General features: G+C 56.2%; 10 protein-coding genes and 1 tRNA gene. 4 read left to right on the plus strand and 7 right to left on the minus strand.

Annotated elements, in window-relative coordinates; genetic code table 11:
• Positions 1–3 precede the first annotated feature (3 nt).
• Genes GTP90_RS21680 through GTP90_RS21700 form a run of 5 tightly spaced genes read right to left on the minus strand, consistent with a single transcriptional unit; the run spans position 4 to position 5,289 of the window.
• Complete coding sequence (locus GTP90_RS21680; protein WP_161085488.1) at positions 4–570, minus strand: nucleotidyltransferase family protein; 567 nt, start codon at positions 568–570, stop codon at positions 4–6.
• 10 nt (positions 571–580) lie between these two features.
• Positions 581–2,800 carry a xanthine dehydrogenase family protein molybdopterin-binding subunit gene (locus GTP90_RS21685; protein ID WP_161085489.1) on the minus strand — a complete coding sequence of 740 codons (2,220 nt, stop codon included), beginning with the start codon at positions 2,798–2,800 and terminating at the stop codon, positions 581–583.
• A 10-nt stretch (positions 2,801–2,810) separates the two neighbouring features.
• Complete coding sequence (locus GTP90_RS21690) at positions 2,811–3,269, minus strand: (2Fe-2S)-binding protein (protein ID WP_161085490.1); 459 nt, start codon at positions 3,267–3,269, stop codon at positions 2,811–2,813.
• Between the two features lie 38 nt (positions 3,270–3,307).
• A complete protein-coding gene (locus GTP90_RS21695; protein ID WP_161085491.1) occupies positions 3,308–4,033 on the minus strand; it encodes a DsbC family protein in 726 nt (241 codons plus the stop codon).
• 38 nt (positions 4,034–4,071) lie between these two features.
• Positions 4,072–5,289 carry an FAD-dependent monooxygenase gene (locus GTP90_RS21700; RefSeq protein WP_161085492.1) on the minus strand — a complete coding sequence of 406 codons (1,218 nt, stop codon included), beginning with the start codon at positions 5,287–5,289 and terminating at the stop codon, positions 4,072–4,074.
• Positions 5,290–5,366: 77 nt separating this feature from the next.
• Between GTP90_RS21700 and GTP90_RS21705 the strand changes: the two genes are divergently transcribed.
• Positions 5,367–5,442: transfer RNA gene (locus GTP90_RS21705), tRNA-Phe, on the plus strand.
• Between the two features lie 224 nt (positions 5,443–5,666).
• Here the strand turns inward: GTP90_RS21705 and GTP90_RS21710 are convergent.
• Complete coding sequence (locus tag GTP90_RS21710; RefSeq protein WP_161085493.1) at positions 5,667–6,431, minus strand: DUF4365 domain-containing protein; 765 nt, start codon at positions 6,429–6,431, stop codon at positions 5,667–5,669.
• Positions 6,432–6,491: 60 nt separating this feature from the next.
• Positions 6,492–8,918, minus strand: a complete 2,427-nt coding sequence (locus GTP90_RS21715) for an AAA family ATPase (protein ID WP_161085494.1) — start codon at positions 8,916–8,918, stop codon at positions 6,492–6,494.
• A gap of 434 nt (positions 8,919–9,352) precedes the next feature.
• Between GTP90_RS21715 and GTP90_RS21720 the strand changes: the two genes are divergently transcribed.
• From GTP90_RS21720 to GTP90_RS21730, 3 genes are all read left to right on the plus strand, one after another.
• Positions 9,353–9,994, plus strand: coding sequence for a hypothetical protein (locus GTP90_RS21720; protein WP_161085495.1), 642 nt, complete (start codon positions 9,353–9,355; stop codon positions 9,992–9,994).
• Positions 9,995–9,998: 4 nt separating this feature from the next.
• Positions 9,999–11,165 carry a helix-turn-helix domain-containing protein gene (locus GTP90_RS21725; protein WP_161085496.1) on the plus strand — a complete coding sequence of 389 codons (1,167 nt, stop codon included), beginning with the start codon at positions 9,999–10,001 and terminating at the stop codon, positions 11,163–11,165.
• A 205-nt stretch (positions 11,166–11,370) separates the two neighbouring features.
• The gene (locus GTP90_RS21730; protein ID WP_161085497.1) at positions 11,371–12,942 is read left to right on the plus strand and encodes a site-specific DNA-methyltransferase; all 1,572 of its coding nucleotides are present in this window, start codon (positions 11,371–11,373) and stop codon (positions 12,940–12,942) included.
• The last annotated feature ends 3 nt before the right edge of the window (positions 12,943–12,945 follow it).

A 12,945-nucleotide genomic window follows, 5' to 3' on the forward strand; every position in this document is an offset into this window, starting at 1 on the left:
GTTTTACAAATCGCCCGGCGTATCGATATCGCGCACCACGCCGACATCGTCGACTACCAGTTCGCTCACCGCATGGCTTTTTAAAATCTCGCGCGCGCCCTGGTCGCCTTCCAGCGCCAGCAGCAACGGCAAATGATAACTGCTGAAGGCGACCGGATTGCCGCGCCGTCCTTCATGGATGGGCGCCGCGATGCGGGCGCCCCGTTCGATGGTCGCGGCCAGGGCCCGCATGGTATCAGGCTGCACGTGGGGCATGTCGCCCAGGCCGATCAGCCAGCCTTCCGCGCCCCGGGTGTAGTCGACCGCCGTCGTCAGCGAGGCGGCGATGCCAAGATCGGCGTCCGCGCACACGCGCACCTCGCACCCCAGGCGGCCCAGCAGCGCCGCCACCTGGCCGTCGTCCGGGCGGACCACGGCCACCACGCGCGGCAGCGCGGCCAGCATGTTCCTTGCGCTGGCCGCGACGACGGCGTCGCCATTCTCCAGCGGTTGCAGCAGTTTGTTTTGTACGCCGGACGGATCGAAACGCCTACCCCGCCCGGCTGCCAGCAATATCCCTACCAGTGCCATCCAGTGCGGCTCAAGCGCTGGCCAGATCGAACGGCAGCTTGCGCAAACGCTTGCCGGTCAACTTGAACAGCGCGTTGGCGAAGGCCGGCGCCAGCGGCGGCAAGCCAGGTTCGCCCATGCCGGTCGGCGGATCGTTGGACGGCACGATGTGCACATCGATCGCCGGCATGTCCGTCATGCGCGCCACCGTGTAGTCGCTGAAGTTCTGCTGCTCCACCACGCCGTCCTTGAGCGTGATGGCGGCGCCAGGCAGCGTCATGCCCAGGCCCATCAACGCGGCGCCCTGGATCTGCGCTTCGATCGTCAAGGGATTGACCGCCTGGTTGCAATGCACGCCGGCCGTGACCTTGTGCAGCTTGGGCGTGCCATCCTTCACGGATGCCACCACCACATACGCGATCACGGTGTTGAACGACTCGTGCACCGCCACGCCCCAAGCCTGGCCTTTAGGTAAAGCCTTCTTGCCATAGCCGGACTTGGCGACCGCCAGGTCCAGCGCGGCGATGTGGCGCTTGCCCTTCTCGCCCAGCAGCTTCTTGCGATACGCGACCGGGTCCATCCTGGCGGCGTGCGCTGCTTCGTCGATCAGCGTCTCCATCACGAAGGCCGTGTGCGTGGAGCCGACCGAACGCCACCACAGCACCGGCACATTGGCCTTGACGCTATGCGCGCTCAGGTTCAACGGCACCTCATATGGTTCGCCCATGCCCTCGACCATGGTGGAATCGATGCCGTCCTTGACCATCATCGGCTCGAACGGCGTGCCGGCGAGGATGGACTGGCCGACGATGACGTGATCCCACGCCACGATATTGCCCTTGTCGTCCATGCCGATGTCGGCGCGGTGCACGTGCGACGGACGGTAGTAGCCGCCCTTGATGTCGTCCTCGCGGCTCCAGATCACCTTGATCGGCTCCGTCTTGCCGGCGGCCTTCCAGGCCTTGGCGACGTTGACCGCTTCCACCAGATAGTCAGAGGTTGGCACGGCACGGCGGCCGAAACCGCCGCCGGCCATCATCGTGTTCAGCACCACCTGCTCCGGTTTCAGGCCGGCGGTGGCGGCGACGGCCCCCTGGTCCATCGTCTGGAACTGCGAACCGGCCCACACGGTGCAGCCGTCCGCGCGCAGGTCGACCACGCAGTTCAGCGGCTCCATCGGCGCGTGCGCCAGATACGGGAACTCATAGACGGCGGAGATTTTCTTCGCGGCGCCGGCCAGCTTGGACGTGTCGGCCTTGCGCGCCGGCGTTCCGGGCTTCTGCGCCAACGCCTTGAACTCGGCGAACTGCTTGTCGGTGCTGACTTTTTCCACACCGCTGGTGTCCCAGTCGATGACCAGCGCCTCGCGGCCCATCTTGGCCGGCCAGTAGCCGTCGGCCACCACCGCCACGCCGCTGCCGCCGCGATCCGTCTTCACTTCCACCACTTCGATCACACCCTTGATGGCCTTGGCCTTCGAGGCGTCGAACTTGGCGACCTTGGCGCCGAACACCGGCGGCCGCGCCACCACGGCGACCTTGCTGTGCGGCGCCTTGAAGTCCATGCCGAACTGCTGCTTGCCGGTCGATTTGTCTTTCGCGTCCAGGCGCTTCACCGGTTTGCCGATGAAGTTGAAATCCTTGGGATCCTTCAGCTTCACGGCGGCGGGCACCGGCTGCTTCATGGCCGCATCGGCCATCGCGCCGTAGGTGGCCTTCTGGCCGGCGGGGCCGGTCAGCGTGCCTTTAGAGGTCTTGACCTGCTCGGGCGCGACCTTCCACTCCTGGGCCGCCGCCGCGATCAGCATCGCGCGCGCCTTGGCGCCGATCTCGCGGTACTGGGTGTAGGAGTGGGCGATGCTGCCCGAACCGCCGGTGATCTGGATGCCGAACAGGGGATCCTTGTATTGATCGCCGGCCGGCGCCAGCGCGCCGTTGACCTTCGACCAATCCGCATCCAGTTCTTCCGCGATCAGCATCGGCAGCGACGTCTGCACGCCCTGGCCGAATTCAAGCCGGTTGACCTGCACCGTCACGCTGTTGTCCGGCGCGATATGCAGGAAGGCGTTCGGCTGATACACCTTGGCCGGCGGCTGCTGCGCATTGGCGAAGCGGCCCGCGCCCGGGATGAAGAAGCCCAGCACCAAACCGCCGCCCGCCACCGCACCCGCCTTCATGAAGCCGCGGCGCGACACGCCGCCGGAAGTCTCCACACCCGCCATCGATTCCTGGTTAAGCCATTCGATACGCATGCGATTCTCCTTAGGCGATGGTTTTAGCTGCGTCTTTGATGGCTGCGCGGATGCGCTGGTACGTCCCGCATCGACAGATATTGCCGCTCATGGCGTTGTCGATGTCGGCGTCGGAGGGGGATTTATTGGTGCGCAGCAGGGCGGTCGCGCTCATGATCTGGCCACTCTGGCAGTAGCCGCATTGGGGCACGTCCAGCTTGACCCACGCCGCCTGCACGGCCTTGCCGACCTTGTCGGACTCCATCGCCTCGATGGTGGTGATCTTCTGGCCGGCGGCGGCCGAAATCGGCGTCACGCACGAGCGGACCGGCTGGCCGCCAAGGTGCACGGTGCAGGCGCCGCACAGCGCCGCGCCGCAACCGAACTTGGTGCCGGTCATATTCAGGTTATCGCGCAAAGCCCACAGTATCGGCGTCGAGGGATCGGCGTCTATCTGCATGTCTTTACCATTGATGTTCAAAGTGATCATTCGGTTCTCCTGTGGGCGATGCGCTGGTTTGGCTGCTGTTACTGCTTGATCTTGGCGAACTTCTCTTCAAGCGCTTTGGTGTCGATCGCGCCGGGTACGCGGGTGCCGTCGGCGAAGAAGATGGCCGGGGTGCCGGAGACGCCCAGCTTGTGGCCCAGCGCCAGCACGTCCTGGTTAGGCGATTCGCAGGCTTCCGCCGCGGCGGGAGCGGCCTTGTTGTTGACCATCCAGTCGTCCCAGGCCTTGCTGCGGTCCGGCGCGCACCAGATGTTCTTCGACTTGGTGAACGAGTCGTCGGCCAGGATGTTGTACATGAAGGTGTAGACCGTGATGTTGTCGGTCTCCTTCAGCGTGGTCTGGCGGAAGCGCTTGCAGTAGCCGCAGTTGGGATCCTCGAACACCGCGATCACGCGCTTGCCGTCGCCCTTGACCGTCTTGATGGCCTTGTCCAGCGGCAGGTCGGAGAACTTGATTTTGTTGATCTCCTCCAGCCGTTCCTTGGTCAGGTCGGTGCTGGTGGTGAGGTTGAACACGTGGCCGGAGAACAGATAGGTCGCGGTCTTGTCGGTGTACAGGATGTCGTTGCCGATGCGGATTTCATACAGGCCGCTGTAAGGCGTCTCCTTGATCGAATCGACTTTCACGTTCGCGCCGAGGCGCGGCTCGACCAGCTTCTTGATCGCATCCGTGGATGGGGTTTCCGCGCTCACGCAGGACGCCATCAGCGCCGACAACAACAGCAAAACGGTCTTACTTTTTCTCATAACATCTCCGATGACTACACGAACCCACTGGCGCGGGCCTATTTTCCCATCGCGTGGGAGATCAGGCGGCGCTTCAGCACGGGTAATTTATCCAGCAAGTTTAATCCGAAATTACGAACCACGCGCAGGGGCTCGATATCCGCCCCGAACAGGCGCGCCAGGCCGTCGGTGGTGAGCTGCATCAGCAGCACGTCTTCCTTGCGGGCGCGCTCGTAGCGGGCCAGCACGCGGGTGTCGCCGATGCCGCGCTGCGCCTCGCGCTCGCCCAGCGTCTTGACCAGCTGCGCCACGTCGGCGAAGCCCAGGTTCATGCCATGGCCGGCCAGCGGATGGACCACGTGCGCGGCGTCGCCCACCAGCGCCACGCGCGGCGCGCTCATGGCGTGCGGACGGATCAGGCGCAGGGGGAAGTCGCGCACCAGCTCCGGCTGCAGCGGCGTCAGGGCGCCCAGCTTGTCGGCGGCGTAGACGGCCAGGCGGTCGGCGATCTGTTGGGCCGATTCGGCGCGCAGCGTATCGGCCAGCGCCTCCGGCGCCGACCACACCAGCGACACCTGGTCGCCCGGCAGCGGCAGCAGCGCCACGATGCCCTCGGCGCCGGTGAACCATTGATAGGCGGCGCCGTGGTGCGGCTTGGCGCAGGCGAAGTTGGAAACCACCGCGCGCTGGTTGTAGCTGCGGTAATCGAGGCCGATGTCGCACTGGCCGCGCACCCACGACTGGGCGCCGTCGGCGCCGACCACCAGCGCGGCCTTGATGCTGGAGCCGTCGTCCAGGTGCACGGAGGCGCTGTCGTCGCCGCGCAGCAGGCCGGTGGCGCGGCCCTGGACCATGCGCACGTTCTGCGCGAATTTCAGGGCGGCGTCCAGCGCCTGCCCTATGTTGCGGTCTTCCATGATCCAGGCCAGCGTGCCGGTGTGGGCGCCGTAGGCGTCGAAGGCCAGGCCGCCGGCCTGGGCGCCGTCGCCGTGGACGATCATGGCGTCGACCGGCGCCACGCGGGCGTGGTCCAGCGCCTGCCAGACCTTCAGCGACGACAGCAGATTGTGGGCGGTGTGGTTCAGCGCATAAACCCGCGCATCCCAGCCGGGATCGGCGGCGGCCGGCCGGGCCGGAGGCGACGGCGGCCCGAGCAGCGTGACACTGAAGCCGGCCTGGGCCAGGCCCAGCGCGGCGGTCTTGGCAATCGCGCCATCGCCAACAATACAGATATCGCTCTCGGTAACGCGCGCGGCGGGGGAGGATGGAATAGTCATCCGAATATTATAACGTTTGTGCGCCCGAGAAATTCGCCCTTGCAATTTCGCTTAAGCCTGCTATAATTCTGCTCCTTGGCCTGGTAGCTCAGTTGGTAGAGCAGAGGATTGAAAATCCTTGTGTCGGTGGTTCGATTCCGCCCCGGGCCACCAAGAAAATACCTCAAGAAACGCCGATCCATGCAGATCGGCGTTTTTGTTTCCGCGACAGAAAGTCCTCGTGTCCGGTCTATTTCCGGCTCGCGCAGTTCCCGCCCCGCTATCGACCAAGTCGCCCAAGTGTCCGCCCCCATCGCGCAGAATGAGGGCCCTGACAATACAGACCGGATTTTCTCGCTCAACTTTATTTGGACAGATCAAGCCCGGGCTGCTGCGAATCACTTCAGTTCTTCGATGAATCTCATGATGTTGCCATGATCATCCCAGTCCCTATGCATGTTCCAATCCTGCATATAGCCGCCTAACTCTTGCAATGCCTTATCAAGATCGTCTGCCACCGCTTTCCACTCTTTTTTGCCTGCCCGCAGCGCACGTACCAACGCCCCCGCCTGCGCTAATTCCTTGCGCAACACTGTTCGTCCTTCCATCAACTCGATAAGCCCCGGCGCATCAGGGTTTTCGTCTGCGTCCGCGATGGCCTCACGAATCTCCTTAATGCCTTCCTCGACTATGTCAAGGTGCCTACGAACATGGGATAGTGCCATTTTTTCAGACGCAGCAGCAATGACCGCTCCACTATCTTTCGTGAAAACATCATTAACGAGATCGAACTCGATGCGCACCAGCCCTTTTTCGGTTGCGGGCGGATAATTTCTATTCGAAAGCACTTGATGCAAATACAGTTTCTCCGCCGACAGATCTACAAGCACAACGAAAACAGGCAGATCAAGTGCCTGCCAATAGGTGAGTTGTCGCGTGCTGACATATCGACAATTCTGTTCTTCTACACTCGTCGCCTTCACTTGAAAAGCAACGAACCTCCCGGTGCTTGTCTCATCCTCCTCATCAACAATTTCAACTTGGGCATCAATTCCAATGTCGATATCAAACAGCCTACACGGCCACTTCAATACACTTGCGATTTTGTAGGCAAAGAAAAATTCGCCAGCATCTCCGTTCGCAGTTCGCAACGCATATTTCATTAACGCTCCTAGTACACAACATTTAAAACTCATCGATGAAAGGCTGACCGCGCGATGCGATCACGCGACTCGCTCGGGTTCACCAATACTCTTTAGCAGAGCGTTATATTGAACTGAGTCGGATTTGTAGATTTTGTCTAAGACATAGTTAGCAACCTTAGCGATCTCAGGGATCTCTACCGGCTTAAAGCCTCTGTCGGGCACGGCTTCAAGGTGAGAGAACTCATTATTAAGGCGGTTTATAAGCGCTATAGCCGTATCTTCCTCTTCTCCGAAGAACTTCCTGATACGCTCAAAGGCGTCGTTTTTATCGTCATGATAGGGAAACTTGAAAAACAAGAAAGCCTCAAGGAATTTACGAAGATTGTTTCCAAAACCAAAAAACGGTTCGTGGCTCACTTGCGCCGCAGCTTGGTCCCTGCACTTATATATCTGATGAAAAAGATAGTGGAACTCAGTAATGTAATCTCTTAGATAGGACGGCATCAGTAAGATATTGCTTGAGGCTCCATTGCGCTCGATCATGAAGTGCTCATTGTCATCGGCACTCTTAGTCTTGCCTTCTCCAGCAGGTATCTTCTTCTTGGGAATTGACAAGCGTTTGAGATACTTGAGGAAGTCCAGATTGTGTGTTGATATAAAAAGCTGCTTATATCGGTACGCGTTAGAGCCGTCGTCATTTTTTGTAGGTTTTGCAATCAAACTTTCAATCAAACTGAACATGAAGAAAATATGGTTGCCATCCAAGCTCGAGATCGGGTCATCAATATAAATGATTAGTTCCTTGCCTTTACTTTCCGGCTCATCAAGCTTGGCAATGAAGTAGCAGAACGCGATTAAACTGCACTCGCCTTCACTGAGGTTGTACGCAGCCTTGCCGTTCCGAGTGATTTCAAACTTGACGGTGACTTTATCCGTACCGTCTCTGGCCTCAAGTTTGATGCCGTCGTGACCAAAGAAATTATTGAGCAGGGAGTTGACCCGCTCGGCTCCCTTACGCTCGTCTTTCTGCTTAGCTCGAAGCTTGTCGACCTCTGCCTCTGCGTCACGAATCCCCTCCTCCGCGCCGGTATAGGCCGTACTCGCCGCCTCTGACTCGGTTTTGAGTGTCCCTATCCGCACCAGCTCCGCATCATATGTTATCGCGTCAGCAAACGCGGACACATCAGCCAACCGCAATGAATCCCTGGCGGCCGCCTTATCTTTCTCCAGAGTTTTCGTCTTACCGTTGTTTGCAACAATCAAACTATTTATAGCATCAACATGCTTTTCGATTTCTGTGAGGTCATGCGACGACTGCTTCAGCATTACTGGCTGGAACAGGTTGTTTTTGCGAGTTTCCAGCGACTTCTTCAGGATATCCAAGTCCTTCTTGTAAATTCCCAGCGCATCAAAGATGGCCTTGTTGCTTAATTCGAAAGCGGCGCGTTCCTCAGCGTAGAACTGCGCATTTTCAAAAGTGACTAAGCCAGCAATGGCTTTGATCTCGTCAGAGACAGAAGAAATTGCTGCCTCCAAAGCCGTTTCAAGATCGCCCGACTCCTTGCTAAAGTGCTGGTCAAGCACTTGCCATAGGTCGGGGGGCAACTCTTGACGGCAGAAAGCACAGGTGTCTCGTTTGTCACGGTGATGTCCGATGCCCTGTTTGACCCAAAGTTGCAATACACTGTCGTTAAGTAGCTCTTGAATAGGCTTTGTAGGCGTTATCGTTTGGGAAAGCAGCGGCTCGACGACCGCTCTTAGTGTCTCGAAGTGTAGGGCGATGGTAAGGGTATTTGTAATGTCTGGTAGCGCCTCTTGTTTGAGAAGGGAATGTTTGGCCGCTTGTTCTTCAGTCGTCAGCGCAATAAATCCTGGCTTTTTGATTGTGATAATGTCTTTTTTAATGCTTTCGATGTTATAGACAGCCGCACCGTATTGACGATTCTTCTTTATCTTGTCGTTGGCGTGGGAGCGCAGCTTGTCTTCAAGTGCGCTGGACGCGGTGCTGTAACTGCTTTTGCTGCGATCACGTTCTTTTTTCTTTGCCTCAAGGTCAAAGCGAAGGCCCACCTTGGCTTCCACACTCCCAAGCTTGGCCTCGATCGCGGCGATGGCGTCGTCAATTTCCTTATTCTTCTCACCGACAATTGCAAACGTCTTGATCTCGCCGCCGATCTGCTGATTGACCAGAAAGCTCAGGTTGTCGTTCACAAAGTCGCGGTTGTAGACTCGCACATCGTAATTATGGCTACCAAGTCCCGCCTGGGTGACGTTACCCTTGTCGCCGTAAATGGTAAAGGACGTACTGAAGTGGTTTAGCGGGATCTTACGCATCTCCAGCGCACGAAAAACCCGGGAGAGAGTCGTCTTGCCTGAGTAGTTGCGTCCATAAAGGATGTTCAGACGCTGGAAGGACTTGACGTTCTTACCACTGTCCCGAACGCTCTTCTTCCATTCCAAGCCTTGGAAGCTTCCAAAGCTCGCAATATCTATCTGATTGATCACTAATTTCTCCGGTAGCGGTCTTGTAGTGGCCGGCGTTAACAACCGGCCGCGCCTGGTCTAGCTCGGCTACTAGGAGGGTAACATTCTTGCTCATCTGAAAAACACGCGAAATCTCACATCCTCTGTTGTTTCAGTGCTCCCGGCGATTCGGCCGCCAAAGTGTTCGGCCGTCCAAATTGTCCCATTGTCCAAGGGACTGCTCCCCTACTGCATAGCGATCAGCTCACAATCGTGTTACCTGCATCAGCGTCTCCTCATCGGCAGTCAGGTGTACGCAGCTAACTTCCGCTTAAAACACTGGTTACGAAAGCGAACTCCAGACCGTCCGGCTGAGTACAATTAAGAGCTCATGCGAAAATAGCTCGCACACTTCCGTTTTTCCAACCACAAATGCGGTAAAATTATCGGAAGCCATCAATCCTGAAAGGAACATTATGCAGACTGCCAAAATTGTGCACGACCCCGCCGATGTCTCGACACGTCTAGCAGAACTGGGCCTGAAGGAAGAACTTCTTTTGGAAGCGCTCAGGCAAGCCAATCTATACCGCGTTCGCACAACGAATCATCACCCTCGCTTGTACCGCTACCAAGTGATGACTGCGGAGACAATTGCGGCATTACGTGATCTGCTGGTGCCGGAGGGATGGCAAAAGTTGGACGAAGGCCAGTATGAACTGACCCGTAATCCAAGTGGAACGATGGCTATTGCCGTAGCGTCGGGGGATGATAATGTTGCGCAGGTCGAGCGCACGCCATCGAATAAAAGCCCGAAAGGTCGCCACACTATTGCTGCTGTTGAGTCTAATCGCCAAGCCGATATGTTTGCGGATTTGCTTCCTGTGAAAGAAGTGGACACGGAGACTCCCCGTGACACCTGGGTGCTGCTGCACCGCGTTACAAAAAGCGGAATTCATTCGGAACTTTCGCGCCCTACGGAAATCAGCGATGATGGGATGATCGCCTTGTGGTCTGAGCGCATCTTGTTAGGCAAGATCGAGTTGGACGGCGACCCTGTGCAAATCAATCCACCTGATCAACCTGATATCGATATCGTCATTAGCAAAAAGTCCGCTTAGTTGAATGTTTAATCCCACTTGCCTAACCCTCGCCCGAAAACGGCGAGGAATGAAAAAGAAAGACCTCGCTGAACTTGTAGAGATTAGCGAGCGCTCCATCTCCGCCTACGAAAAGGGCGATCAGCAACCCGAGTCGCAGTCCTTAACTAAAATCGCTAGTGCACTCGGTTTTCCTGAGTCATTTTTCTTAGATGCTGATCCTGAGGAGCTTACTCCTGACATCGCTAGTTTCAGGTCAATGACCAAGATGAGCGCCCGTCAACGGGATGTGGCACTTGGGGCCGGATCTATAGCATTGATGTTGAATGAATGGATTGAGTCTAAATTCAACTTACCTTCACATGATTTACCGGATTTGGGACGAGAGCCTATCCGGCTTACTCGGTTAGCGCAAAGTTCAACTCTGCAAGAGGGCATACCATTTCCAACGCCAACGTCGGCAAATGAACCCGAGGCAGCAGCCGAAGCGCTACGATCACAATGGGGGCTTGGAGAACTACCTGCAAAAAATATGATCGCCCTGCTAGAGTCAAAGGGCATTAGAGTCTACTCTTTAGCTATTGATGCAAAAGAGGTGGATGCCTTTTCCATGTGGTACGGAGGAAAGCCTTTCATATTCTTGAATACATATAAATCTGCTGAACATTGTCGGTTTGACGCGGCACATGAACTTGGGCACTTAGTACTCCATCGCCATGGACAATCTCATGGCCCAGAATTGGAACGAGAGGCAAACGCATTCGCGTCAGCATTTTTGATGCCCAGGAAGAGTGTCTTGAGCAATGCTCCTAGGGCAGCGACTTTACCTGCGTTAGTTCGCCACAAGAAGTTTTGGAACGTTTCGGTTGCTGCTTTGAACTACAGAATGCATTCACTGGGAATGACGAGTGATTGGACGTACAGAACTTTATGTATACAGCTAGGTGAAAAGGGATATCGCAAGGAGGAGCCCGACGGTAGTCCTCACGAGAAGTCAGTAATTTTAGAAAAGGTTTTCTCGGCATTACGTGAAGACGGAATTTCGAAACAGACGGTCGCAAGCGAACTGCATATTTCAACGGAGGAAATCAACGCTCTTACATTCGGCCTTATGCTTAATGTATTGCGCGGTGGAAAATCCATGGACGCACAATCTTCTCCTAAAATACAGACACTTAGCATAGTTAAATAAGCGGGATATCAAAACCTGACAAACTCCCAACCACTCAGGATCGGCTTCATCAGGGTATGCTGGAACAAGTGGAAACGGAAACACTTAGTCGATTAACGTAACCATATTTTCTGCATCAACTTAACATAGCTTTCCGTACACAGTAGTTTGAAGTGTAATTGCCCGGCGAGACCGGGCGATTTTATAACTTAGAAAAACAGAACACATGCCATTTTTAGACTGGGTAAACAAGAATCAAGCGAAGGAAATCACCCGCGAGGTGCCCTATCACTTGCTCAAACAAGAATCCATCCACGGCGACGTGACTGGTGCCAATGCCGACAACCAACTGATTCAGGGCGACAACCTGTTGGCGTTGAAAGCTCTGATTCCATTTTACGCAGGCCGTGTCAAGTGCATTTTTATTGACCCCCCATACAATACAAAAACAGATTTTGGACATTATGACGACCGCCTGGAGCACAGCCAGTGGCTATCAATGATGTATTCCAGGCTTGTTCTTATGCGCGAGCTACTGTCAGATGATGGAAGTTTGTGGGTAACTTTGGACGACAACGAAGCTCATTACTTCCGAGTGCTCGGGGACGAAGTGTTCGGTAGGGATAACTTCATTATTGATATTGCATGGCGTAAGCGAGACGGGCCACCGAATGACCGCAAGATCGGCTTAGTGCATGACCACATTCTCGTATGGTCTAAACGCCGGGATGCGAACTCGAAGAAGTCTCGCGCCGAGCTGTCGTTCAATTTGATGGAGAGAACCGAGAAGGCAAATGCACAATATTCTGTGTTCAGCGAACCTGATGGCCCAGATTCACGGGGACCATTTAGGAAGATCGACACAACCGCCAACGGTAAGGGTGGACGTTTCGTTGAGAGCCTCTACTACGGCATAGTCAACCCTTATACCTTGGAAGAAGTATTTCCTCGTCAAGGCACTTGTTGGCGCCATAGCCGCGAAGAAATGCTGAGACTTCAGGCTGATAAACGCCTCTATTGGGGTGTAAAAGGCACCGCTAAGACTCCAATGCGTAAGCTATTTGCGTCCGAGGCCAAGCAAGGAATGTCATCGCCCAGCATCTGGGATGACTTGGCCCTCAATCAGCACGCCAGCGCGGAAATCGAAAAGTTGTTTGGTGCAAAAGCGGCTTTCGAGACGCCGAAGCCTGAAAGATTGCTCGCCCGGATCATCCATATAGCCAGTCAACCCGGAGACATCGTATTAGATTCGTTCCTGGGATCAGGCACCACTGCTGCGGTCGCTCACAAGATGGGGCGCCGCTACATAGGCATCGAGATGGGTGAACACGCAAGCACCCACTGTTTGCCCCGCTTGCAGAAGGTCGTCGAAGGTGAGCAAGGCGGCATAAGTGCCAGCGTCGCGTGGGTTGGCGGCGGTGGCTTCCGCTTTTGCACATTAGGTGAACCAGCCTTTGACGATCATGGTCGCATCAGCGCTGATGTGAAGTTCTCTACGCTTGCGGCTTATGTCTGGCACTTCGAATCGGGCGAGCCAGGCCATCAAGTGTTTGACAAACCATTGCTGGGTATTCACAACGGCACTGCTTACTACCTGCTTTACAACGGCATCTTGGGCGACCGGCGACCGGCAAGCGGCAATGTTTTGACGCATGCTGTGCTGAACGCAATCAATGAGATATTCCCGCACGACGGTCAGAAGGTAGTCTACGGAGAAATGTCCCGGCTTGGCGCTTCACGCCTTGCCGCCGAGGGCATCATCTTCAAACAAATACCGTATGACGTGAAAATGCGTTGATTT

The organism is Duganella vulcania (assembly GCF_009857655.1).
In the GTDB taxonomy this organism is placed as follows: Bacteria; Pseudomonadota; Gammaproteobacteria; order Burkholderiales; family Burkholderiaceae_D; genus Rugamonas; species Rugamonas vulcania.